24 protein-coding genes and 1 pseudogene are annotated in these 24,973 nt (G+C 46.4%); 23 read left to right on the top strand and 2 right to left on the bottom strand.

The features are described 5' to 3' along the window. The first annotated feature begins 32 nt into the window (after positions 1-32). The 16 genes from QMA13_RS12535 to spoVM all read left to right on the top strand — a co-directional run bounded on the left by QMA13_RS12535 (position 33) and on the right by spoVM (position 15,326). On the top strand, positions 33-914 hold the full coding sequence (locus QMA13_RS12535; RefSeq protein WP_282941718.1) for a YicC/YloC family endoribonuclease: 882 nt from the start codon (positions 33-35) through the stop codon (positions 912-914). A 164-nt stretch (positions 915-1,078) separates the two neighbouring features. After that, the gene (remA, locus tag QMA13_RS12540; RefSeq protein ID WP_009672664.1) at positions 1,079-1,339 is read left to right on the top strand and encodes an extracellular matrix/biofilm regulator RemA; all 261 of its coding nucleotides are present in this window, start codon (positions 1,079-1,081) and stop codon (positions 1,337-1,339) included. Continuing rightward, positions 1,323-1,949: a guanylate kinase gene (gmk, locus tag QMA13_RS12545; RefSeq protein ID WP_282941719.1), complete on the top strand. Its 627-nt coding sequence runs from the start codon at positions 1,323-1,325 to the stop codon at positions 1,947-1,949. The genes remA and gmk overlap by 17 nt, the downstream gene beginning before the upstream one ends. 2 nt (positions 1,950-1,951) lie before the next feature. After that, entirely contained in the window at positions 1,952-2,167 is a 216-nt protein-coding gene (rpoZ, locus tag QMA13_RS12550; protein WP_282941720.1) for a DNA-directed RNA polymerase subunit omega, read from the top strand. A 57-nt stretch (positions 2,168-2,224) separates the two neighbouring features. Further along, entirely contained in the window at positions 2,225-3,436 is a 1,212-nt protein-coding gene (gene coaBC, locus QMA13_RS12555) for a bifunctional phosphopantothenoylcysteine decarboxylase/phosphopantothenate--cysteine ligase CoaBC (protein WP_282941721.1), read from the top strand. Beyond that, positions 3,436-6,018 carry a primosomal protein N' gene (gene priA / locus QMA13_RS12560; RefSeq protein ID WP_282941722.1) on the top strand — a complete coding sequence of 861 codons (2,583 nt, stop codon included), beginning with the start codon at positions 3,436-3,438 and terminating at the stop codon, positions 6,016-6,018. The genes coaBC and priA overlap by 1 nt, the downstream gene beginning before the upstream one ends. A 72-nt stretch (positions 6,019-6,090) precedes the next feature. Further along, on the top strand, positions 6,091-6,570 hold the full coding sequence (def, locus tag QMA13_RS12565; protein WP_028550354.1) for a peptide deformylase: 480 nt from the start codon (positions 6,091-6,093) through the stop codon (positions 6,568-6,570). Then, on the top strand, positions 6,567-7,523 hold the full coding sequence (fmt, locus tag QMA13_RS12570) for a methionyl-tRNA formyltransferase (protein WP_282941723.1): 957 nt from the start codon (positions 6,567-6,569) through the stop codon (positions 7,521-7,523). The genes def and fmt overlap by 4 nt, the downstream gene beginning before the upstream one ends. Continuing rightward, positions 7,466-8,920 carry a 16S rRNA (cytosine(967)-C(5))-methyltransferase RsmB gene (gene rsmB, locus QMA13_RS12575; RefSeq protein WP_481858164.1) on the top strand — a complete coding sequence of 485 codons (1,455 nt, stop codon included), beginning with the start codon at positions 7,466-7,468 and terminating at the stop codon, positions 8,918-8,920. The genes fmt and rsmB overlap by 58 nt, the downstream gene beginning before the upstream one ends. 70 nt (positions 8,921-8,990) lie before the next feature. Further along, positions 8,991-10,070: a dual-specificity RNA methyltransferase RlmN gene (gene rlmN, locus QMA13_RS12580; protein WP_282941724.1), complete on the top strand. Its 1,080-nt coding sequence runs from the start codon at positions 8,991-8,993 to the stop codon at positions 10,068-10,070. An 8-nt stretch (positions 10,071-10,078) separates the two neighbouring features. Next, on the top strand, positions 10,079-10,861 hold the full coding sequence (locus tag QMA13_RS12585) for a Stp1/IreP family PP2C-type Ser/Thr phosphatase (RefSeq protein ID WP_282941725.1): 783 nt from the start codon (positions 10,079-10,081) through the stop codon (positions 10,859-10,861). Between the two features lie 6 nt (positions 10,862-10,867). Then, positions 10,868-13,099, top strand: coding sequence for a Stk1 family PASTA domain-containing Ser/Thr kinase (gene pknB / locus QMA13_RS12590; protein WP_282941726.1), 2,232 nt, complete (start codon positions 10,868-10,870; stop codon positions 13,097-13,099). Positions 13,100-13,102: 3 nt separating this feature from the next. Then, entirely contained in the window at positions 13,103-14,041 is a 939-nt protein-coding gene (gene rsgA / locus QMA13_RS12595) for a ribosome small subunit-dependent GTPase A (protein ID WP_282941727.1), read from the top strand. A 5-nt stretch (positions 14,042-14,046) separates the two neighbouring features. Next, complete coding sequence (rpe, locus tag QMA13_RS12600) at positions 14,047-14,703, top strand: ribulose-phosphate 3-epimerase (protein ID WP_282941728.1); 657 nt, start codon at positions 14,047-14,049, stop codon at positions 14,701-14,703. Between the two features lie 7 nt (positions 14,704-14,710). Then, a complete protein-coding gene (locus tag QMA13_RS12605; RefSeq protein ID WP_282941729.1) occupies positions 14,711-14,968 on the top strand; it encodes a hypothetical protein in 258 nt (85 codons plus the stop codon). 277 nt (positions 14,969-15,245) lie between these two features. Then, the gene (gene spoVM, locus QMA13_RS12610) at positions 15,246-15,326 is read left to right on the top strand and encodes a stage V sporulation protein SpoVM (RefSeq protein ID WP_036746143.1); all 81 of its coding nucleotides are present in this window, start codon (positions 15,246-15,248) and stop codon (positions 15,324-15,326) included. 120 nt (positions 15,327-15,446) lie between these two features. Here spoVM and rpmB read toward each other — a convergent pair whose 3' ends face one another. Beyond that, a complete protein-coding gene (gene rpmB / locus QMA13_RS12615) occupies positions 15,447-15,635 on the bottom strand; it encodes a 50S ribosomal protein L28 (RefSeq protein ID WP_028550362.1) in 189 nt (62 codons plus the stop codon). A 234-nt stretch (positions 15,636-15,869) separates the two neighbouring features. On the opposite strand from rpmB, the gene QMA13_RS12620 reads away from it, so the two are divergent. The 7 genes from QMA13_RS12620 to hmpA all read left to right on the top strand — a co-directional run bounded on the left by QMA13_RS12620 (position 15,870) and on the right by hmpA (position 24,272). After that, complete coding sequence (locus QMA13_RS12620; RefSeq protein WP_282941730.1) at positions 15,870-16,232, top strand: Asp23/Gls24 family envelope stress response protein; 363 nt, start codon at positions 15,870-15,872, stop codon at positions 16,230-16,232. A gap of 58 nt (positions 16,233-16,290) precedes the next feature. Then, a complete protein-coding gene (locus QMA13_RS12625; protein WP_282941731.1) occupies positions 16,291-18,045 on the top strand; it encodes a DAK2 domain-containing protein in 1,755 nt (584 codons plus the stop codon). 35 nt (positions 18,046-18,080) lie between these two features. Continuing rightward, positions 18,081-18,932 carry a DegV family protein gene (locus tag QMA13_RS12630; protein ID WP_282941732.1) on the top strand — a complete coding sequence of 284 codons (852 nt, stop codon included), beginning with the start codon at positions 18,081-18,083 and terminating at the stop codon, positions 18,930-18,932. Position 18,933: 1 nt separating this feature from the next. Then, positions 18,934-20,988, top strand: a complete 2,055-nt coding sequence (gene recG, locus QMA13_RS12635) for an ATP-dependent DNA helicase RecG (RefSeq protein WP_282941733.1) — start codon at positions 18,934-18,936, stop codon at positions 20,986-20,988. Between the two features lie 117 nt (positions 20,989-21,105). Further along, complete coding sequence (locus QMA13_RS12640) at positions 21,106-21,393, top strand: stage VI sporulation protein F (protein ID WP_282941734.1); 288 nt, start codon at positions 21,106-21,108, stop codon at positions 21,391-21,393. Positions 21,394-21,550: 157 nt separating this feature from the next. After that, positions 21,551-22,864: a right-handed parallel beta-helix repeat-containing protein gene (locus QMA13_RS12645; RefSeq protein WP_282941735.1), complete on the top strand. Its 1,314-nt coding sequence runs from the start codon at positions 21,551-21,553 to the stop codon at positions 22,862-22,864. Between the two features lie 160 nt (positions 22,865-23,024). Beyond that, positions 23,025-24,272: an NO-inducible flavohemoprotein gene (gene hmpA / locus QMA13_RS12650; RefSeq protein ID WP_282941736.1), complete on the top strand. Its 1,248-nt coding sequence runs from the start codon at positions 23,025-23,027 to the stop codon at positions 24,270-24,272. Positions 24,273-24,283: 11 nt separating this feature from the next. Here the strand turns inward: hmpA and QMA13_RS12655 are convergent. Further along, positions 24,284-24,777, bottom strand: a pseudogene (locus QMA13_RS12655) (Crp/Fnr family transcriptional regulator). Positions 24,778-24,973 lie beyond the last annotated feature (196 nt).

Consider the following 24,973-nt stretch of genomic DNA (forward strand, 5'->3'; position numbering starts at 1 on the left):
TGAATTAATATAGAATAATGGATGTGAATGCCATGGTTCGCAGTATGACCGGATTCGGACAAGCAAATCGTTCTTTTGCGGGGTATACCGTTCAATTGGACGTGAAGTCTGTCAATCACCGTTATTGCGAAGTGCAGGTTCGGATGCCCCGAGAATGGATGAAATATGAGGATCTCCTTAAACGTGTCGTTCAGCAGGAGATCAAGCGCGGGCGAGTGGATGTCTTTGTAACCGTAGAACGCAAGCCGGATGCAGTCGGATCCATGGAGATCAACTGGACAGCGGCAGAAGCTTATCGCTCTGCAGCCGAACAACTGAAGACTAAGTTCGGATTGGAAGGTACGGTTACTATACAAGACTATCTTCGTATTCCCGAGCTCATAACGTTCCGAGAAGCGGATGAAGCAGCGGAAGAGGAAATGGAACGAGAGTGGACACTAAGTGTCCAAGAAGCCATTCAACACCTCATCCAGATGCGTACATCTGAAGGAGCCCATCTAGGGGAAGACACGTCGCAGCGCGTTCAAACTCTGGAGTCTTATCTGGAGCAAGCGCGTCAATTATCTCCTCAAGCAGTGCAGGATTATGCAGGAAAGCTGCGTTCGCGTATTCAGGAGCTGATGCAGCAGCCTGTTATCGATGAAGTGCGGTTGGCAACGGAAATTGCGATTTTCGCTGACCGTGCGAATGTAGATGAGGAAATAACAAGACTGCTTAGTCATTTTCAGCAGTGCAAGCAGCTGCTAGGGTCGCCTGAGCCGATTGGTAGAAAACTGGATTTCCTCGTTCAGGAAATGAATAGAGAAGTGAATACCATCGGGTCTAAAGCCAATCATGCCGGTCTTACCGCTATTGTGGTTGAAATGAAGGCGGAGCTGGAGAAAATGAGAGAGCAGATTCAAAATATTGAGTAGCAGCCACGTTTTGCGACAGCAAGCTTGGGTTATGCTTTACGATGTAGGCTTTTACTTAGGGAAAGCTAAGTCGATGCTATTGAAAGCAGTCTTCCTTTCGGGAAGCTCTGCTGATGCTTACGATGTTAAGCTTTCACTACGCGAAGCTCTTAGGAGGAAACAAGATGGCAATCAAACTTATTAATATCGGATTCGGTAATATCGTATCCGCTAACCGAATCATTTCCATCGTGAGTCCGGAATCCGCGCCAATCAAAAGGATTATTCAAGAAGCGCGCGACCGTCACATGCTGATTGATGCAACCTACGGCCGCCGTACGCGTGCAGTGATAATTACGGACAGCGATCATGTCATCTTGTCTGCAGTGCAGCCTGAAACGGTGGCCCATCGACTTTCTAATAAGGACGATGATCATGACGAGTAAGGAAAAAGGAATATTAATTGTATTATCAGGTCCATCCGGAGTAGGCAAAGGAACGGTCTGCAAAGCGCTTAGGCAGTGTGCACCTGACCTGATCTACTCTGTTTCCGCCACAACCCGTGAGCCAAGGCAGGGTGAAGTGGACGGTGTGAATTATTTCTTTAAGTCCAGAGAACAATTCCAACAGCTTATTGCAGAGGATCAAATGCTGGAATGGGCGGAATATGTCGGTAATTTTTACGGAACACCACGAAAATTCGTAGAAGAAACGTTAAATGCCGGGCACGATATTATTCTTGAAATTGAAGTTCAAGGCGCTTTGAAAGTAAAACAAAAGTTTCCTCAAGGCGTATTTATATTCCTGCTTCCTCCTTCAATGGATGAGCTTGAGAATCGGATCGTTGGGCGCGGAACCGAGTCCGAGGAGTCTATCCGCAATCGGATGTCGGTTGCTATGGAGGAAATCCGTCTGATGGAGCATTATGATTATGCTATCGTGAATGATCATGTCGAGAATGCCTGTTCGCGTATTCAATCTATCATAGTAGCCGAGCATTGCCGTAAAGAAAAAGTGGTTAACAAAATCAAACAATGGATGGTAGAGGTGAACTAAACATGTTATATCCTTCAATCGATAAATTGCTGGACAAAGTAGACAGCAAGTACTCGTTGGTCGTAGCAGCAGCGAAACGGGCAAGAATGCTTCGTGATGGTTCGAAAACCGAGGTACGCAACAAAAGATCGCATAAATTTGTAGGTCTGGCGTTAGAAGAAATTTACGAAGATCATATTTCTTACGAGAAGCTGCAAAATAAAGAATTAGTGAAGTAACCTTTACAACAACCCTCGTGGTTGTTATTTTTTTCTCGAATATCGGGGGTGAAACGGATGCTGAAAGGTAAAACGATACTTTTAGGCGTTAGCGGAGGTATTGCCGCTTATAAAGCAGCCGCTATTTGCAGCAAGCTGAAGCAGGCAGGGGCAGAAGTTAGAGTCATTATGACGGAGTCGGCGACTCGATTTATTGCGCCTTTAACGTTTCAAACGCTATCCCGTCACGATGTGATTGTGGATACGTTCGATGAAAAAGATGCTTCGGTTGTCTCACATATCGATCTGGCAGATCATGCCGATTTGGTTGTTGTTGCGCCTGCAACTGCGAATATCATTGCCAAAATGGCCCAAGGCTTGGCTGACGATATGCTCAGCACAACGCTGCTTGCTACCACAGCACCTATCTTTGTTGCTCCGGCGATGAATGTACATATGTATGCCCATCCGGCAGTTCAGGCGAATATGCGAACCTTGGCTGAGCGCGGCGTATTGTTTATCGAGCCCGGCACAGGGCAGCTTGCTTGCGGCTATGTGGGTAAAGGAAGGCTCGAAGAGCCGGAACAAATCGTCGCGGCTATCGAGCGTTATTTTGATGAAAGACAAGTATTTAAAGGGAAAAAGCTGCTTGTTACGGCTGGTGGTACCGTTGAACGGATTGATCCGGTCCGTTATTTGACCAATGACTCTTCGGGAAAAATGGGCTTCGCTATTGCCGAAGCAGCCCGAAGAATGGGGGCAGACGTTACATTAGTTGTAGGTAAGGCTTCAGCTCCACTCCCGGAAGGAATCCGAACGATACGGATTGAATCGGCTCGGGAAATGTTGGATGCGGTTATCGCAAGAATGCCAGAAATGGACATTATCATCAAAGCTGCTGCGGTAGCTGATTATAGGCCTGCAGAGCAGGCGCATCAGAAGATTAAGAAAAAAGACGAGGAAATGACGCTAAAGCTCGTTAAAAATACAGATATTTTGCAGACGATCGGCAGTATGAAATCGCATCAATTTGTTGTCGGCTTTGCTGCAGAAACTGAGCGGTTAGATGAGCACGCTATAGATAAGCTGAAACGGAAAAATTGCGATCTGTTGGTTGCCAATGATGTGACTCAAGAAGGAGCCGGGTTCGGGACTGACACCAATGTCGTGCGCATTTACGATCAAAAGGGGCTTGTAGAAGCGCTTCCTGTAATGAGCAAGCTGGAGGTAGCCAGAAGCTTGCTTCTTTATGTGGCCGAACGGATAGAGAAGGGAGACAGAACGAACTAATGTATGCAAAAGTCATAGTGGACGTCCCAGCGAAGCAAACGAACCGTGCCTTCGATTATTTGATTCCGGAATCAATGAAGGAGTGGGTAACGGTCGGGAGCCGAGTAGGTGTCCCGTTTGGCCCGCGCAAGCTGCAAGGGTTCGTCGTCGAGCTTCATCAACGCTCGGATTTTGATCCAAGTAAGGTCAAACCGATCGCTGAAGTTATGGATTTGTATCCTCCTTTAACTCCGGATTTGGTCGCATTGGCACATTGGATAAGCCAAACTTATCTATGCAATGAGATCACAGCACTGCAAGCTATGATACCTGGTGCATTGAAGGCCAAATATGAGCGCCATGTAAGTGCTGCAGACACAACCGCTTCTCCCTCAAATGGACAATATACTTTGCTGCTTCCTGAGCAGCAGGAAATCATTCGTTATGTGAAGGAAAAAGGATCGGTCGAAATCGAGGCGTTACTGCAAAAATTCAGTTCAGACGGTGTTCTCATCAAGCAATTGATGTCGGAAGGGCTTCTGGTTGAAATGCAGATGATCAAAGACCGGATGGCTGCCAAAAAGGTGCTTACCGTGTTCCCTATGGATGAGCCTGAACAACTGCTGGAATGGGAAAAGGAATTGCCTAATAGGGCAGGAAAGCAAAAAGAAGTGCTGCTTTATATGGCCGAGCATCCGTTCCCTGTAAAGCTTACGGAGCTGTTAAATGAGCTAGGGATCAGTGCAGGTACGGTGAAAAGCTTGGCGGATAAAGGCTGGCTTGAGATTAAAGAAGTTGAGGTATTCCGGGACCCTTATGCACAGAGAAAGTTTAATAAAACGCTGCCGCTTGCGTTAATGCCCGAGCAGCAGCAGGTGTTTGGACGGATCGCTGATGCGGTGACTGGTCGTGAACATAGGGTGTTTCTACTTCATGGCGTTACAGGCAGTGGAAAGACGGAAGTGTATTTGCAGTCGATTCAAACCTGTCTGGATCAAGGAAGGGAAGCTATCGTACTTGTGCCTGAAATTTCGCTGACACCCCAAATGGTTGAGCGCTTCAAAGGGCGCTTTGGAGATCTTGTGGCCGTATTGCACAGTCGATTATCTCATGGTGAGCGGTATGATGAATGGCGCAAAATTATGCTAAAGCAGGTGCGCGTCGTTATTGGTGCGCGCTCAGCTATTTTTGCCCCTTTTACGAAATTAGGTCTGATCATTATAGATGAAGAGCATGAATCGTCTTATAAGCAGGAGGAGAGCCCCAAATATCATGCTCGCGATGTAGCTGTTGCACGTGCATCTCAGCACGATGCAGTAGTTGTTCTTGGGTCGGCTACGCCGTCCCTTGAAAGCATGTATGGCACTTTGCCTGCTTCGAAGTCGGCTTCATATCAACAAGAGACAAATGTAGAAGTTCAAACATTGACGCTCTTTGATGTCGAAGAGAAATCTTCGAATGAATCCACTGTGCGTCAAGTACAACGTGACAGGGTCCCTTTCGAACTATTGACGATGCATAATCGGGTGGAAGGGCGTCCGCTTCCCAAAGTGCAAATTATAGACATGAGGGAGGAGCTTAGAACAGGCAACCGCTCCATGTTTAGCAGAGGTTTGTATAAAGCGATAGAAGAACGGTTACACAAGAAAGAGCAGATCGTTTTACTTTTAAACCGTCGAGGATACTCGACCTTTGTTATGTGTCGTACTTGCGGTTATGTGGCTCAATGTCCTCATTGTGATATTTCATTGACTTATCACCAGAGCTCGCATGCGATCCGGTGCCATTACTGTGGATATGCCGAGCGAGAGCTAACGGTTTGCCCATCTTGCAGTAGCGAGCATATCCGCCATTTCGGGACGGGAACGCAAAGGGTAGAGGAAGAACTGAGCAAGCTGTTTCCAGGCATTCGTGTCATCCGGATGGATGTGGATACGACGACCGAAAAGGGTTCTCATGAAAAATGGCTAACGATGTTCCGTAACCGTCAAGCGGATGTGCTGTTAGGGACTCAAATGGTGGCAAAAGGTCTCGATTTTCCTCATGTAACCTTGGTAGGTGCCTTGGCTGCGGATACGGTGCTGAACTTGCCGGATTTCAGGGCGGCAGAGCGCACGTTTCAGCTTTTGACGCAAGTGGCTGGTAGAGCGGGGAGACATGAGCTTCCTGGTGAAGTGTTTGTTCAGACTTACGCACCTGAGCATTATAGTATTATTAGTGCGAGCAGACACGATTACTTGAGCTTTATGGATAAAGAAATGACGCTTCGCAAGCTTCACGAGTATCCGCCGTTTCATCGACTTATTCTTATTACAATGAGTCATGAGCAAATCCCTCTTCTGATGAGGACAGCAGAATCATTAGCGGCCCGATTGAAAGAGCTTGCCAAGGAGCTGCATCCGCTTCCCATTGAAATTTTGGGCCCGGTCGCATCTCCAATTGCTCGAATCAAAGATAGATATCGATTTCAATGCATGATAAAATATCGGGGAGAAGCTACGATATCCGGCCTTGTACGGCGCGCGGTCGCTGCTTTTGAGGATATGGAGAAACAGCACAAGCTTACGATTAGCGTGGATGTCGATCCACAAGTGTTGATGTAAAATACGTCCTTATTCCTTAACAATAGATTAGTATGTTGAAACGGATTGAAAAGATGGAAAGGTGTGTTTATTATGGCAATTAAAATCATCGTGAAAGACCCGGACCCAGTACTTCGGGAAATGTGCAAGCCGGTAACCAAAATCAACTCCAACATTCATAAACTGCTTAACGATATGGCAGATACAATGTACGATGCGGAAGGCGTAGGCTTGGCGGCTCCGCAAATTGGTATTTTGAAACGTGTTATTGTTATGGACGTTGGGGACGATCACGGACTTATCGAGCTTATCAATCCAGAAGTGATTGAGAAAGAAGGCGAGCAGTTCGGACCGGAAGGCTGCTTAAGCATTCCTGGCAAAACCGGTGATGTACGCCGCGCACAGCGTGTGAAAGTCAAAGGTCTTGACCGCGACGGGAACGAAATCGTTATCGAAGGTACGGATTTGCTTGCACGCTGTATTTTGCACGAAGTCGATCATTTGAACGGAGTGCTCTATACCGATCTCGCGGAGAAAATGTACCGCGGTGAACAGCATGGCGGTGAATCATGAGAGTAGTATTTATGGGCACGCCGGATTTCGCCGTGCCTTCTCTTCAAGCTTTGCTCGACAATGGAGTGCAAGTTGTAGGCGTTGTGACCCAACCGGATCGTCCGGTTGGGCGCAAGCGTATATTGACACCAACACCGGTCAAAGTAGAAGCACTGAAGCATGGCATCCCTGTACTGCAGCCAGAGAGACTGAGACGTCCGGAGTCTGTGCAGGAGCTAAAAGAATTGCAGCCGGATCTTATTGTTACGGCGGCATACGGTCAGATTTTGCCTAAATCGGTGTTAGAGCTTCCGAAACACGGCTGCATTAACATTCATGCTTCCTTGTTACCCAAATATCGTGGAGGCGCGCCGATTCATCATGCCGTTATGAATGGGGATGCAGTGACTGGCGTAACCATTATGTATATGGCTGAAGGCTTGGATACCGGGGATATGATCAGCAAAGTGGAAGTTAATATCGAGGATACGGATACACAGGGAACGATGTTCGAGAAGTTGAGTATTGCCGGTGCACAATTACTAACGGAGACGCTTCCTGAATTGGTTGCAGGTCAAATCCAAGCGGTGCCGCAAAATGACGCTGATGCGATATATTCACCTAATATTACAAGAGTTCAAGAGTTGATTGACTGGAATAAATCGGCTGTGGCCATTTGGAATCAAATTAGAGGATTGAACCCTCGCCCAGGTGCTTATACATTGTGGAATGGTGAAGTGCTAAAGCTATGGAGCTGCCGCAAACCTGACACAGAATCAACAAATCACTCGAACAGCAGCGAACCTGGCACCGTTGTAGGTATGGGGGAGTATGGAATTGAAGTTGCCACTGGCAGCGGAACGATTACCATAACTGAACTTCAGCCCGCGGGCAAAAAAGCAATGGATGCAGCGCAATGGATCCGAGGCGGTCAACTATCCGTTGGAACCCAACTAGGCAGTGCAGCGCAATAAATGCAGGAGGATTACTTATAGTGAACAAAAGCAACGGGACTACCGGTAAAATAACCGGCAAGAGCGGTCGTCATAGCGAGGGTAAAACAGCTTCTAAGTCCGGGACAGCAAGAGAAGCTGCGCTCGATGTGCTTGTCCGTACAGAGCAGGACCGTTCATACAGCAACCTGCTGCTTCATCAGACACTTCAAAAATACGGCTTGGATAAGGCCGATGCAGGATTGGCTACCGAGATCGTCTATGGGACGATTCAAAGGTTGAACACGATTGATTATTTCTTGGAACGTTTTGTTGCCAAAGGAATGGCCAAGCTGCAGCCTTGGGTGAGAAGCTTGCTTAGAATGAGCTTTTATCAAATGATGTACTTGGATCGAATTCCGGATCATGCGATCGTGAATGAAGCGGTCAATCTTGCGAAAAAGAAAGGCCATCAGGGCATTTCAGGCATGGTTAACGGTGTGCTTCGCAATGTAATCAGACAAAAAGACACGCTCAGCATTTCTGATAAGCTGCCAATCGTTGAACGAATAGCTCTTAAGCATTCTCATCCTGAATGGATGGTGAGGCGTTGGGTTCGTCAAATTGGTGAAGAACGGACGGAGCGGATCTGTGAAGCTAATAATGTACCGCCGCGGGTCAGTCTAAGAGCGAACACGGTAAAGATCAGCCGTGATCAATTAGTAAATTTGCTTAAGGAAGCGGGCCTGCAAGCAGAGCCGTCGGAACTTGCTCCAGCGGGAGTACTGGTTAAAGGCGGAGGGAACATGGCATTGACGCCATGGTTTGCGGAAGGGCTATTCTCCATTCAGGATGAAAGCTCGATGCTCGTTGCGGAAACTGTCGATCCTGTGCCCGGAGAGAAAATATTAGACTGCTGCGCAGCGCCAGGCGGAAAGACAATGCATATGGCAGAAAAGATGGATGATCGCGGAGAAGTTTGGGCCTGTGATATCCATGAACACAAGGAAAAATTGATTCGAGATCAAGCGGATCGACTTGGACTCCAATCGGTCCGCACCATAACCTCCGATGCACGCAAGCTTTCTGAGCGGTTTGGTGCAGGCAGCTTTGATCGGATCCTGCTGGATGCTCCATGCTCTGGCCTTGGTGTTATTCGTCGAAAACCGGATATGAAGTGGAACAAGCAAGAACGGGAATTGGATGAAATTTGTATGATTCAACAAGAGCTGCTGTCCCAAGTTCATCAACTTCTTCGTCCTGGTGGTGTGCTTGTTTACAGCACTTGTACTATTGAGCACAATGAAAATGAAGGAATGGTCCATCGGTTCTTACAGGAACATCCTGAATTTGAGCTCGAAGAAGATCCGCTGCAAATTTATCCTGACGAGTACCAATCCGACGGATTCTTCATCGCCAAGTTGCGAAAACGAGCGTAACGACGAGATATATGGTAAAATCAAACGTATGCATTGATTAATAGACAAACAGGTTGTGATAACTTTGGAAATGACAAATAAACAAGAACAACAATTGACCAGCAAACCCTACGTTTACGACCTGTCATTGGAAGAATGGCAGGAATGGGTGAAGGCAAACGGAGAATCGGGTTTTCGTGCAGGTCAAATATTTGATTGGCTCTATGTGAAAAGAGTATCAAGCTTCGAAGAGATGACGAACTTGTCCAAAGGACTACGAGACAAACTGACCCAACAGTTCGATTTTGTCACGTTAACCGAAGTGGCCAAGTACGAATCGAAGGACGGCACGGTTAAGTTCTTGTTTGAGCTAACGGACAAGAATGCCATTGAGACGGTCATTATGAAGCACAGCTACGGCAACAGCGTATGCGTAACGACGCAAGTCGGCTGCCGGGTAGGATGCACCTTCTGTGCGTCGACACTTACAGGACTCAAGCGGAATTTGGCACCAGGTGAAATTATCGCTCAGGTGGTTAAAGCGCAGCAACTGCTGGATGCAACAGAAGAGCGGGTAAGCAGCATCGTTATCATGGGGATTGGAGAGCCGTTTGAGAACTATGATGCGATGATGAAGTTTTTGAATGTCATGATTCATCCTAAAGGGTTGAACATTGGACAACGACATATCACCGTATCCACAAGCGGGATCGTACCGAACATTTACCGTTTTGCGGATGAGCAGACGCAAATCAATCTTGCGATATCCATTCATGCGCCGAATGACAAGCTTCGTTCCAAGCTGATGCCGGTGAACCGCAGATTTCCTTTCGCCGACCTCCTCGAGGCCTGTCAATACTATGTTGCCAAGACGGGCCGACGCATCACATTTGAATATGCTCTAATGGGTGGAGTTAATGATCGTCCGGAGCATGCGGAGGAACTTGGACAAGTATTGAAGCAGTTTCCGATGGCTCACGTCAATCTGATTCCTGTCAATTTTGTATCGGAACGAGATTATGTGCGAACGCCTAGGGACGATATCTTTACATTCCAGCGTATACTAGAACGTAACAAAGTTAATGCAACTATACGCCGGGAGCAAGGGAGCGATATTGCCGCTGCTTGTGGACAACTGCGTGCGAAGCATATGGAGTCAGGTGCGAGGTGAGGAGAACGATGGTGAAAACGGCCAATCAAACGGATGTAGGGCGCGTCCGAATGGTCAATGAAGACCGAGCGATTGTTCAGGAGAACTTAAATGGTTTCGTGTTGGCTATTGTAGCTGATGGCATGGGCGGTCACCAAGCCGGTGATGTCGCAAGTCAAATGGCCGTGGATATTATTCAGAATGAATTGCAAAGCATTGCTAGTGATACTTCCGTCGAGCAACGTCGTTTGCAAGTGAAGCAAGCAGTAGAGCTTGCGAATGAGAAGATCTTCGACTTTGCCTCACAGCGCGAAAATTATTATGGAATGGGAACCACTGTAGTTACCGTACTAGCTGACGAGCAAACCGTTGTTATCGGACATATCGGCGATAGCCGTGCTTACAGATTCAGTGGCGGAGCTATAGAGCAGGTGACGGAAGATCATTCCTTGGTTAATGAACTGGTCAAGAGCGGACAGATTACTCGTGAAGAAGCTACACATCATCCTCGCCGCAATGTTTTGACTAGAGCACTGGGTACCGAAGCGACAATTGAAGTGGATATTCAGGATTTTATATGGAACAACGGAGACGTTTTGCTTATTTGCAGTGACGGACTTAGTTCTTTGGTGAGCAGGGAACAGCTGCTAACTTTAGTAAATGGCTTGGAGCCGTTGGAAGAAAAGGCCCAGCTGCTTGTTAACGAAGCGCTGGAAGCGGGTGGCGACGACAACATTACCGTGGTGTTGGTCAGTAATGCTGCTGATCCGTTAACGGGAGATGCAGAACATTTTGACGGTGAAACGGGGTGATGGTGAATGATAGGTAAGCAGCTGGGAGGCCGTTACGAAATTCTCGAGCGTGTCGGCGGCGGCGGTATGGCTATAGTGTATAAAGGACTTGATATGTTATTACATCGTCACGTCGCCGTAAAAGTGCTGCGTCAGCAGTACGTGCATGACGAGGAATTCATCCAGCGCTTCCGCAGGGAAGCGCAGGCAGCGGCATCACTATCTCACTCGAATGTGGTCAGTATCTACGATGTAGGTCAAGAGGAAGACATTCACTATATTGTGATGGAATACATCGAAGGTACGACATTAAATGAGCTGATCAAGGAAAAGGCGCCCTTGCAGGTGGAAGAAGCGGTTAACGTCGCCAGCCAAATATGTGACGCTCTCGATCACGCCCATCACAATCAAATCATCCATCGCGATATTAAGCCTCATAATATTTTGATAGGTAAAAACGGCAGGGTCAAAGTGACTGATTTCGGTATTGCCCGCGCTGTGACCTCTTCCACGATTACTCAGACCGGTTCTGTCGTCGGTTCTGTCCATTATTTCTCGCCTGAGCATGCCAAAGGTACCTTTACAGGGGAACAATCCGACTTATATTCGCTTGGTATCGTTATGTATCAGATGCTGACAGGTCGGCTCCCCTTTTTGGGAGAAAGCCCGATAAGCGTTGCATTGAAGCATTTGCAGGAGGAAGTAGAAGACCCTCGCAAAGTGAATCCGCTGATTCCGCAAAGTGTGGAAAATATTATATTAAAGGCCATGCGTAAAAATCCTGCGGAACGTTACCGCTCTGCGAAGCAGATGCTGGAAGATTTGGATAGCTGTCTGCTGCCTCACCGCCGCAATGAAGCCAAAATTAATTTCTTGGACGAGGACGAGCTGGATGAAGAGAAGACTCGGATTATTCCTGCCATTCGCCCTGGTCAATATATGACGGAGTCGGATGACGATGAGGATAACATAGATGAGAAATCAGTAGAACCCGTTGTGAACGGCAGCAAGAAGAAAAAAGGCTGGGTAAAACCGCTGATCTGGATTATCGTTCTCTTGTTCGTATTAGGCGCAATGTGGTATATGGTCGGCGTGGTGAAGTCCAAATTTACTGTTCAGGAAGTGGACGTGCCTTATGTCGTAAACCTTCCTATTACCGAAGCGAAAGCAAAACTGGCTGCAGCGCAATTAGAAGCTGAGGTGGTGCAGGAGAGCTCTCGAGATGTTGCCAAGGATACCGTAATCCGGCAAAGCATATCGAACCAAAAACTGAAGGTGCACAGCAAAGTCACGCTCACAGTAAGCAAGGGAATCGATAAGCTGAAAATGCCGAATGTCGTGGGGGCCAAGCTTGCCGATGCCAAGACGGCTATTATGGCGTTAGGAATTAAAGAAGATAAGATTACTATAGATCAAAAGTTTATTGATGCGGAGCCAGGAACGGTTCTGCAGCAGAACCCGGGTCAGGATGAAGAATTTGATCCTGTCACTGCTACGGTGAAGCTTACTGTTAGCAAGGGCAGAGAGAGCATTGCTATGCCTGATTTGGTTGGTTTGACCGAAGCGGAAGCCAAGTCCAAGATTACTGTCAATAATCTGAAGCTGGCTGCTGACGGCATCACCTACGAAACCAGCTATAAACAGCCTAAAGGGAAGGTTATTACTCAGTTCCCTTACAAGTATAAAGAAGAAGTACCTCCAGGCACTGAGATTAAGCTTATTATTAGTTCAGGCTATCCGGAGGAAGCAGGACCGATGACGGTAACGGTACCGATCAAGCCGGCGAAGGAAGGAAAAGCTTCGACAGTTAAAATTATTCTTAGCGACGCAGCGTACGATAACTTCGATTACAAGACACTCACGAACGTCACGAAAGCGACGACAACGGATGTGAACCTGGTCCTGTCACCGGACAAAGATGCAACGATCATTATCAAGCAGGACAATATAGTTGCTGATATGATCACTGTGACCTACCAAGATTTTCTGGCGTGGAAAAGCGGAAAACCGTTTAATCCGATCCCTACCGGTGGTCAGGGCAGCGGCACAACGCCGAGCAATACGCCGACCCCAACGCCTACGCCGAGCCCAGGAGCAACCCCAACGCCAACACCTCCTGCTAAAAACACGGGGACGGGTACGACAAGTAATAGCGGCACGACACCAGGGTCTAATAATGCTAACGCCAATGGGAATACAGGCTCGGCTACTCCAGCTGGCGCGCAGATTAGTAATCCAAACAACACAGGAGGCAGATAATGAATGCCAGCCGGTTTAATCGTAAAGGCGCTTAGCGGATATTATTATGTGCTTTCAGAAGAAGACGAGCAAATGACCTCTATTCAATGCAGAGCCCGCGGGATATTTAAAAAACGCGGTGTCTCTCCATTGGTTGGGGACAAGGTGCTTTTTGAGTTGACGGAAAATGGCGAAGGAACGGTTGACGAAATTTTACCGCGAACTTCGGAGCTTGTAAGACCTCCTGTGGCTAATGTGGAGCTTGTCGTTCTTGTGTTTGCTGTTACAGAGCCGACACTCAATTTGCAGCTGTTGGACAAGTTTCTCGTTCATACGGAAAGCGCCGGATTGGAAACGATTATTTGCTTAACGAAGCAAGATCTGGTTACTGAAGATAAGGAATCGGAAGCAACCGTTCCCTCCAAAGGCGACATGTTATCTTCAGGGGTTAGCCATATCGTACAATTGTACGAATCAATCGGTTATCGAACCGTCGTAACCAGCGCCAAATGTGGAGTCGGAATTGCTCCGGTACTGGATCAGCTGGCAGGGCGCATTAGTGTCTTTGCTGGACAATCCGGTGTCGGTAAGTCTTCCTTGTTGAATGCAATGGTACCTGGTCTCCAGCTGGAAACGAATCAAATCAGTATGAAGCTTGGGAGAGGTAAGCATACCACCCGGCATGTAGAGTTGATTCGTCTATCCAACGGAGGGCTAGTGGCAGATACTCCAGGATTCAGCCAACTTGATTTTTTGCAAATTGATGAAGCGGAGCAGTTGAGCTCTTGCTTTAGAGAATTCAAGCCGCACTCAGCCGAATGCAAATTCAGAGGCTGCTTGCATCTTCACGAGCCAGGCTGCAAAGTTATTGAGGCCAAGGAAAAAGGAGAAATCTCCTTATCTCGATACGAACACTATTTACAATTTTTAACGGACATTAAAGAGAGAAAAAGGAGGTACTGATTCAGATGCTGAATATTGCGCCATCGATTTTATCTGCTGATTTTTCCAAGTTAGGTGATGAAATTGCCGATGTGGAAAGAGGGGGAGCGGATTGGATTCATGTTGATGTAATGGATGGTCATTTCGTTCCCAATATTACCATCGGACCTCTTGTCGTTGAGTCGATTCGTCCGCGTACAAAGCTGCCCTTGGACGTTCATCTCATGATTGAGAACCCAGATGGTTATATTCCTGCTTTCGCCAAAGCGGGTGCTGATTTGATCTCTGTACATGTGGAAGCATGCCGACATCTTCATCGTACATTGCATTTCATTAAAGAACAGAATGTAAAAGCGGGAGTTGTGCTCAATCCGGCAACTCCACTATCAACTCTAGAGCATGTGATGGACGAAAATTTGGATTTAGTGCTCATTATGACGGTGAATCCAGGGTTTGGCGGACAAAAGTTCATTCCTGCCATGCTGCCGAAAATTGCCAAGCTGCGTGAGATGTTGAATGCAAGAGGTTTACATCATGTAGACATCGAAGTAGACGGAGGCATTAATGCGGAAACCGCCCAACAGGTTGTAGCCGCTGGAGCAAATGTGCTTGTTGCAGGCAGTGCAGTATTTAACCGCAATGATCGCGCCGAGGCGATTCGCCAGATTCGAAGCGGGGTGTGACGAGCGGGTGAGATTTTTAACAGTACTAGGTTATAGCATACTTTGCGCACTCTTGCTTTGTTTATTCTCTCAAATCAACGATCTGTTAAAATATATTTTCTCACTTGGTGCGTTAATTACAGGTGTTCAATTTTTCAAAAGACATGAGAGCCGAGGAATGAGAATTGCATTTGTCGCCTCGACTATCGTTCTATATTTTATATTTGCTGTTATCTATGCTTTATATGTCGCTGCAAAGACAGGACAACTGCCAGCGGCTCCTTAAACCTAAGGCTATACATAAAATGGATGTGTACCTCATCTGTCATATTCCGGCCTTTTGCCGCATAACATGGTTACAAAAGTTTAGGCTTTTGTAGCCTTTTTTGTTTTTGTGGATCGGCATGGGATAGGCACGTTTTGCAAAGCTGCGGAATAGAATGGAGTATAATGACTTGACTTTGTTCCGTTGACTGCCTTGTACCGAAGCGGTGAAGGTGAGAACGCAGGCGAAAAACGTTCGCGCAGGAGCTTTGCTAGTGAAAAACGGAGGAGGGGTAGAAATGAAGTTTTACACAATCAAGCTACCGAGAATCATAGGCGGATTTGTTAAAGCAGTACTTAATACATTCAGTAAGAACTGAGTGTATCATGAACGGATACTTAAGGCGGCCAAAGAGGGATGGAGTGTACTTGGGCCTGCGACAATCAAACTAAAAAAAGCACCTGCGGCCAGGTGCTTTTTGTCTATCTGATATTTAGAACTAGACACGAGTAACTTTTCCGGATTTCAAAGCTTTCGTGCTTACATAAACGCGCTTCGGCTTACCGTCCACCAGAATGCGAACTTTCTGAACGTTAACACCCCAAGTGCGCTTTGATTTGTTGTTAGCGTGGGACACGTGGTTACCAGTACCTGGTCCTTTGCCAGTAATGAAACATTTGCGGGACATTGTATTACACCTCCTTAACAGCCTCGATGACCTAACTACATGTCTTCAAAAGCATTCTCCGTAAGAAAAACCTGTTAAAAAACACACTCAAATATCATATCACAACGGGATAAATGCCGTCAACGCTGCTGCGATGTTTTTAAGGAAGTTTGTCCAAATTTTATTTATTTCTTTCGTTTGATATAGTAAAATGATTTGGAGTCCATTCTAATCTATATCAAAGGAGCTGTATAAATGGCTATCGAACTGGCAACGGAATATGGCAAAGTATATATTACCGAAGAAGTGATTGCAGTATTGGCGGGATCGGCTGCTTTGGATTGTTATGGACTGGTAGGAATGGCTTCGCGTAATCAGTTCAAGGATGGTATTGCGGAATTGCTTCGCCGCGATAATTTGAGTCGAGGTGTCGAGGTCCGTAAAGACGCGCAGGGAGCACTGACAATTGATCTATATATTGTAGTTAGCTACGGCACAAAAATATCGGTTGTGGCCCACAATGTGCAGACAAAGGTAAAATACGTTTTAAGTGAAGTTGTGGGTCTGGCAGTGGAGTCGGTGAACATTTATGTTCAAGGCGTTCGTGTGGCTCAGTAACGCAAAGGGAGCTGTGGCAGTTAACGCGGCTTAACTTCGCAGGGAGGGGAATGTTTTTTTGAGTAAGCGCTTAAATGTAATTAACGGGATGGACTTTATCCGCATGGTGGAGGAAGGAGCCCGACAGCTTAGAGAAAATGAGGACAACGTCAACGCGCTCAATGTTTTTCCTGTTCCGGATGGTGACACAGGAACCAATATGAACTTAACTCTAACCTCTGGTGTAGAGGAGCTTCGCAGACGTCCAACAAATCATATCGGGAAAGCTGCGGATGCGCTGGCTAAAGGACTCTTGATGGGAGCCCGCGGTAATTCCGGTGTCATTTTATCCCAACTGTTCAGAGGATTCTCCAAGTCGGTGTCCGATTTGGAGTCCATTGACGCAGATCGGTTTGCAGCGGCGCTGCAGAATGGCGTAGATATGGCTTATAAGGCGGTTGTAAAGCCGGTAGAGGGAACTATCCTAACCGTCTCCAAAGAGGCAGCCAAGCAGGCTGTAGGCTCTGCTAAACGAACCTCGGATGTTACTGAGCTTATGAAAGAAGTATGGAAAAAAGGTAATGAGGCACTTTCCCGTACACCTGAAATGCTTCCGGTGCTTAAACAGGTAGGCGTAGTAGATGCAGGTGGGCAAGGGCTGATGTTCATATATGAAGGTTTTGTACAAGCGCTACAGCAGCTGGCTTCCCAAGAAGGAGAGATTCCGGCGGCACAACCTCAAGTCAAGCCAACAGACGGAGGGGTAACGGATAGCTTGTATCATCCGGCCGTTTCAGCGGCGCATACGACTTCTAGCCGACCGCAATCCCAATTGGCCACTGAGGATATTGAATTTGGATACTGCACAGAGTTTATAGTTACGCTTAACGATGGTAAACTTTCGGTCAACGGGTTTGACGAAAAGCAGTTTCGGGAACAGCTTTCTACCTTTGGTGATTCTTTGCTTGTTGTGGCAGATGACGATTTAGTTAAGGTGCACATTCATGCGGAGTATCCTGGCAGTGTGATGAACTATGCAATGAAATTCGGTGATTTAAGTCGGATTAAGATTGAAAATATGCGTGATCAGCATTCCCATATCATCCACGCGGACACAGCACCAAGCGCTGCAGAGGAAGTGACCCTTGCAAGAAATGAAAGTAGCCGCACGCTCAAACGATACGGATTCGTTGCTGTTTCTGCGGGGCAAGGCATCTCCAATATTTTTTCGAGTCTTGGTGTAGATCAGGTGTTATTAGGTGGACAAACGATGAATCCGAGCACAGAGGACATCGTCAAAGCTGTATCTGAGGTCCATGCTCAGACTGTGTTCGTCCTCCCTAATAACTCGAACATTATTTTGGCAGCCCAGCAGGCGGTTGAACTTGTGGAAGGGAAGCAAATTGTCGTGATTCCGACTAAAACGATCCCCCAGGGTATTGCAGCGGTTATAGCTTATCGAGACACCATGGCGCCCGATGAAAATACAGATGTGATGCAGCAAGCAATCCAGCATGTTCAATCCGGTCTAGTCACCTATGCGGTTCGTGATACGCAAATCGATGATCTCAACATAAAGCAGGGGGATTATATCGGTATTCATAACAACAAAATTGTTGCCTCAGATTCGGATCTGCTTACCTCATGCCAAAAGCTGATGGATAGTCTTCTGGCGGACGGTGCCGAGATTGTGACTTTATACACCGGGGAAGAAGCGGAGCAAGAACAGACAGGACATTTAGTGGAATACGTAGAGCAGCATTATAACGATGTTGAAGTCGAAGTTCATGTCGGTGGTCAACCGATATATTATTATATTATTTCTGCAGAGTAACACGTTTGATAAATTGAATATTTGGGGTGAACTGATTGAGTCAGGTTCGAGTTGTCACGGACAGCACGGCTGATATTCCGGCAGATTTGCGCAAGGCTTTGAACATTGAAATGGTGCCGTTAAAGGTTCATTTTGGTACTGAAACGTATAGAGATTCAGTGGATATGGGGTCTGCTGCTTTTTTTGAAAAATTAGCAAGTGTTTCTTCGCTTCCTACGACCTCTCAGCCATCGCCTGTTGAGTTTATGGAAACTTATAAGCGATTGGCGGAAGAGGGAGATAACCCAATCCTTTCTATTCATTTATCTTCTCATATGAGTGGAACGTATCAGTCGGCGCTGCTTGCTCAATCCATGCTGGAGGATACAGTCAATCTCACCGTTTTCGATTCCTTAACAGCTTCCTATGGAATCGGTATGCTAGCCGTTACAGCAGCCGAAGCTGCTAAAGAAGGAAAAAGCAGGGACGAAATCGTGAGTATGCTGGAGACCATTCGCAGGGAACAAAAAATTTATTTTTTAGTGGATACACTTGAGTATTTACAGAAAGGCGGACGGATCGGTAAGGCGGCAGCTCTTTTGGGATCGCTTCTAAACATTAAACCGATTTTGTCCATTTCCGATGATGGAGAGGTCTTCTCGGTAGATAAAGTGAGAGGGCAGAAAAAGGCGATGGCCCGTATCATGGAGCTGCTAAAATCAGATTATGGCGATAGACCGCTTCACGTAACGGTCGCTCATGCCAATAACATTCCTTATGCTGAGGAGATGAGTGTGTTGTTAAAAGAGCACTTTACGATTCAAAGCTTAAATTATGCTGAAATCGGTCCTGTTGTAGGGACGCATGCCGGTCCCGGAGCCGTAGCAGCGTTTGTAAGACCGGCGTAGCATGTCGATTGATTTATATAAAGTTCCAGTCAAAGAAGTGTACGGCATCAAGGGCAAGAAGCCAGAAGAGCTGCTTGTCCTTGGCATTTCTACTGTTGGAGAGCTGCTCGATTATTATCCTTTTCGTTATGAAGACTACACGCTGCGCGATCTGACCGAAGCCAAGGACGGAGATAAAATTACCGTTCAAGGAACCATTGTTGGTCTGCCACAGGTCCAAATGTATGGTAGAATCAAATCCCGTCTAACATGCAAAATCATTGTGGACAAGCTGTTTATTACCGCAGTCTGGTTTAACCGCCATTTCTTAAAGGATCAGTTTCAAACAGGGTCGGACATTGTCTTGACTGGAAAATGGGATCAAAAGAGGCTGCACTTGACCGTATCGGAGTCCGAATTTCCGGGAAAAGGGACATCGCAGATTGGTACGCTGCAGCCTGTTTATTCAGTGACAGGCTCTATTACGCAAAAGTGGATGCGGCAAACGATGAAGCAGGCGTTGACGCAGTATGGAGGTTTAATCCCTGAAGTGCTGCCCCAAGAGCTGCTCGACAAGTACGATTTAATGGCACGTAAACAAGCGGTTGCTTTGCTGCATCTGCCTGAATCAATGGAGAACGGACAAAGAGCACGCAAACGGATGGTATTTGAAGAGCTATTCTTGTTTCAGCTAAAGATGCAGGCATACCGTGCTATCAATCATGATAGGGCGGACGGGGTAGCTCATCCGATAGATCTGCCAGGAGTACGTGCGTTTGTTAGGGCACTTCCTTTTACATTAACAGAATCACAGAAAAATGTTCTTGCTGAAATCCTGCATGATCTGCAGCAGCCCTTCTGCATGAATCGGCTGCTTCAAGGTGATGTAGGAGCAGGAAAAACGGTAGTAGCCGCAGCAGCATTGTTCGCCGTTGTAAAAGCAGGTTATCAAGGCGCATTGATGGTGCCGACGGAAATATTAGCGGAGCAGCATAAACGTTCCTTAGAACGGTTGTTTGAGTCTTATGGCATTCAAGTTGCGCTCCTAACAGGCAGCTCGACGGCGCGCCAACGCAGGGAGGTTTTGGGTGCTCTGCAGCTTGGAATGATTGATGTAGTGGTAGGAACCCATGCACTGATACAGGACGATGTATTTTTTCGAAAGCTTGGGTTGGTTGTAACAGACGAACAGCACCGATTTGGGGTCAACCAAAGAAGTGTTTTACGCCGCAAGGGGATGAATCCGGACGTGCTTACGATGACGGCGACGCCAATTCCAAGAACGCTTGCCATAACCGCATTTGGGGATATGGATGTTTCGACTTTGCGCGAGCTTCCTAAAGGTAGAAAGCCTATCAAAACGTATGCGGTAACTCACGATATGCTGGAACGGGTGCTCGGTTTTATTCGTCGTGAAGTCGATGCTGGCCGTCAGGCTTATGTGATTTGTCCGTTAATTGAAGAATCGGAGAAGCTGGACGTTCAAAACGCGATCGATGTACATGCGCAAATCCAATTTGCCTTTCCTGATTTGCGTGTCGGTTTGCTGCATGGGCGAATGGCTCCAGCTGAAAAAGATGAGGTTATGCGCGAATTCAGCGAAAATCATGTTCAAGTGCTGGTATCCACTACGGTTATTGAAGTAGGGGTTGACGTTCCGAACTCAACACTGATGATCGTTTATGATGCACATCGCTTCGGGCTATCTCAGCTGCATCAGCTCCGTGGCCGCGTTGGTAGAGGGGAGCATCAATCGTATTGTGTGCTCATAGCAGATCCAAAAAATGAAGTAGGTAAGCAGCGAATGAAGGCGATGACGGACACGAATGACGGTTTCGAGATTGCACGGCGGGATTTGGAATTAAGAGGTCCTGGTGACTTTTTCGGAACGAAGCAAAGCGGTATGCCGGATTTTCGAATCGCTGACATGGTTACGGATTTTGAAACGATGGAGCAAGCTCGAGACGATGCTGCGGCTATGGTGCGTCAACCGGATTTTTGGACAGCAGCGGGCTATTCCATGCTCCACGAATTTTTACGTCGGGAGAATATTTTTGACAGTGATTTGTTGGATTAACACCTAATCTTGCTTGTGAAGCCATAATATAAGACACATGTCCGAGCCTTCCGTCATAGACTTACAGAGAGGTTGGCACATAAGACTACCATTTCCTTGATGGGAGGAGTTCGTGACATGAGCTATCAAAAATATGGCTTCGATCCCGTTTTTGTGGAACGAGTAAAGTTGAAAATGAAAAATCCGGATACGAAAGAGCGTATCAAAATGATTTTGCAAGGTGTGACGAAGACGGACTTGCAGGATAGGACAAAGGTAAGAAGGTTTGTCGAAATGCTCTCGAAAGTACTCGGAGAGAGGTTAACCGATATGCAGAGGGAACAAATGATCAATTTTGTCATAGCACAACGCATCGATCCGAATAATACATTTCATTTGATCAAGCTGTGGGGCATGTTCCGTTAACACGATGGAATAAGAATGATAATAATTAGTGAGCAGACCTGAGGGTCTGTTTTTTGTTATTAAATGACTTATGCTCCCAAAAAAGGACCGGGGTTGCCATCCGAAACTATGAAAGCTATAATTTTCATAGAGATCCAAATAGGGGGAGGAGCTAGAATTGCCATCTAATGAACCAAAAGATAAGTCGATGACTCGGAGACAACTGCTTGCATCGATGGGGGCAGCAGGTGCGCTGATTGTTGCGGGCGCAGGTCTGCCATTAGAAGCCAGTGCTGCCACAACGAATGTGCCCGTAACTGATAATAAGTCTTGGCTCAACGTGAAGGACTTCGGAGCTGTGGGCAACGGATATGATGACGATGCTCCGTACATTCAATCCGCGATTGACGCTGCTGCTGCTAAAGGTGGAGCTGTCTTTATACCTTCTGGGAAATATTTTATTAGTCGTGGTTTGCTCATTAGAAACAAAGTTACCTTGATTGGTGCAGGAGCAGAGCATACAGTTATACGGGCCGGAAACGCGGATATGTTTATGCTGTATAGTGGCGCTGGTATCAATAATTATTCCATTGAAGGGATTAGTTTCGAAGGGGTCGGTCCTAGCGGTGCATCAGGGGACATTGTCGAAAGAGGTATTTACATAGTTGAAGGTGCTAATATCACTGTAAGAAACTGTGTCTTTACTGGTGTCGCTAATGGGATTCGTCTAGTACGATCACAGCATGTTATCATTTCAAATTGTACCTTTATAAAGGTATTTGGTTCACAAAGCCCTATGGAAGGATACGGTATTGTCGTAGAAGGCGGTGCGAACCATACGATTCAAGGGAATCACTTCAAAAACATTAGTAAACATTGTATACAGTTGATTGCAGGCAGCACTTATTCGCATATTACCGGAAACGTAATGGAGTTTACTACAGATGCGGCTATCATGGTATCCTCCAAGGTGAATGCGTGTTCGAATCATTTAATTGAAGCCAATATTGTTGCTCCTTATGCACTTACAGATCAGGAAAATAGCTCTACATATGGAATTCGTTTGAAGGACGCGTGTAGCAACAATACAATTGTAAATAATGTCATTTCACGTGCTTCATCCGCAGGGATTCAGCTTGATGCTAGTGAGAATGCAGGAGATGATAGACCTTACGGCAACTCCATTACAGGTAATTCCGTATACGGGTCGGTTCGTGGCATTTCCATCCTGAATGGAGATTCTAACGCGGTCAAAAGTAATGATGTGCGTCGTACGGAAGTAGGGATTTTGATAGATGTTGTTGGAGAAGACGCAAGTTCATCAGCTAAGCGTAATATCATTATAAACAATACAATCTACCAAAGTTCTGCTGCTGCCATACGTATTGGGTCTGCCCGGTGCGATGAGAATACGGTATTTGGAAATGCCGGGTTCAATAATGCGGAGAACTTAAAAGATAGCGGCACGAATACTGCGACTACCGGTTTCTAATTGAACGATTTTGTCCTCCTTTTTAAGGAGGGCGATTTTTTTATACAGCTTCACTCGACACAATACCGTTCATTTCTATGTGACTCCAATCACAAAGTGATCCGCTCTTCTCTACTATACTGAAAGCAGAAACAGAATGAATTGAAGAGAGGGCGATCCTATGCTGAGCGAACAAACCATACGAATAATTAAATCTACAGTCCCCGTTTTGGAAGTTCACGGTACCGCTATTACGAGACGTTTTTACGAGCTTTTGTTCACACGTCATCCCGAGCTGTTGAATATTTTTAATCATACGAATCAAAAGCAGGGCCGACAACAAACGGCTTTATCCAACGCGGTTTATGCCGCGGCGGTTCATATTGATCATCTCGCCGCTATTCTGCCAACAGTGAAACAGATAGCTCAAAAACATTGCAGTTTGGGCGTTAAAGCGGAGCATTACCCTATCGTCGGTCAAAATTTATTAGAAGCTATTAAAGATGTTCTTGGTGAGGCGGCAACGGATGAAATCATTTCCGCTTGGGCGGAAGCTTATGGAGTCATAGCGGATGTGTTCATTCAAACAGAGCAAGAAATGTATGATCATGCCGCAGGACAAGCTGGGGGCTGGCAAGGGTTCAGACGTTTTGTTGTGGAACGCAAAGTGGAGGAAAGTGACGTTATAACATCGTTTTATCTGGTGCCTGAGGATCAACAGGAGATAACTGGGTTTGAGCCAGGCCAATATGTTAGTGTCAAGCTTACTATACCAGGGCAAACCTATACTCACATACGTCAGTACAGCTTGTCTGATGCACCGGGAAGACCGTATTACCGAATCTCGGTGAAAAGAGAAGAAGCGATAGATGGGAAGCCAGCAGGTACAGTATCCAATTACTTGCATCGTGACGTTTCAGTTGGCGATATACTGGAGCTTTCTGTCCCGGCCGGTGATTTTACACTGAAGAAAGACGATAAACCGATAGTATTTATCAGTGGTGGTGTAGGTTTGACTCCTATGGTGAGCATGCTGAACTCAATCGCGGAACAAGAGCTGCTTCGATCAGTAACCTTTGTTCATGCTGCCCGGAACAGTCACGTTCATGCTATGAAAGCGCATGTTGCTGAACTAGCAAGTAAGAATGAACAGGTTCATTCCTATGTATGCTACTCAGATCCTTCCGAGACGGATAGGGAAGCGCGAAATTACGACAAAGAGGGGTATATCGATCTGCCATGGCTGAAGTCGGTACTATCAGACCAGGACGCTGACTTTTATTTTTGCGGGCCGATTCCTTTTATGAAGGCTGTAAATCGCATGTTAAGGGAGTGGGGAGTTAAGGATGAAAACCTACACTACGAGTTCTTTGGTCCAGCAGGTAGTTTGGTAGAACATCCAATAGAAACTGCAACATCGGCCCAGTAACATTAAACTATCTAACTTTGCTTGGTACGGTATAATCGATTGACGGTTTCACGTCTTAGTCCCAGTAATTGGCCGATTTCCTCTTGGGTCAAAATATCTTTAATGGACAAGGGAGAAATATATTCTGCAAACCATTGTTCGAGCTTTTCAAGCTTCTCGAAAGGAGTTACGAGGGTCAAATGATCGATTCTCTGCTGCATCATTCTTAGTTTGCTTTGTAACTGGAGCGCAATGTCGCGGCATTTTGATGGATTCATTTCCAGTTCATTGTACCATTGACCAGGCAAAATCATTTCCACCTCACTTGTGACAAGAGCAACTGCCGTACCATGGTAATCTTTTGGACTGATTAAAGAGTGATGAGGAATCGTTTCTCCTGGCACGACAATGTTGACAAGGAAGGGACTTCCGTCCTCATGCACACGCATAATTTTGAATAGGCCACTTGATATAGAGGTCCTGTCTCTCCTTGTCTAAACAGGATCTCACCTTTATGTAAATGCATTCTATTCACCTCAAAAGTATATTAGCATGGGTAGGCATGGACGTCTATCTATGGTATAAGGCAGATAAAAGGGCTTTTTCTTCTTTGGGAGAAAAGCTCTTTTTAGGATTAAAATCGTTTGTAGAAATGTTACATTCAATGTTATGATAAGAGAACGCACGTTCTTTAACGCTTCCGGTAATATTAAAAATGGGGA

The organism is Paenibacillus sp. RC67 (genome assembly GCF_030020805.1).
Classification (GTDB): Bacteria; Bacillota; Bacilli; order Paenibacillales; family NBRC-103111; genus Paenibacillus_S.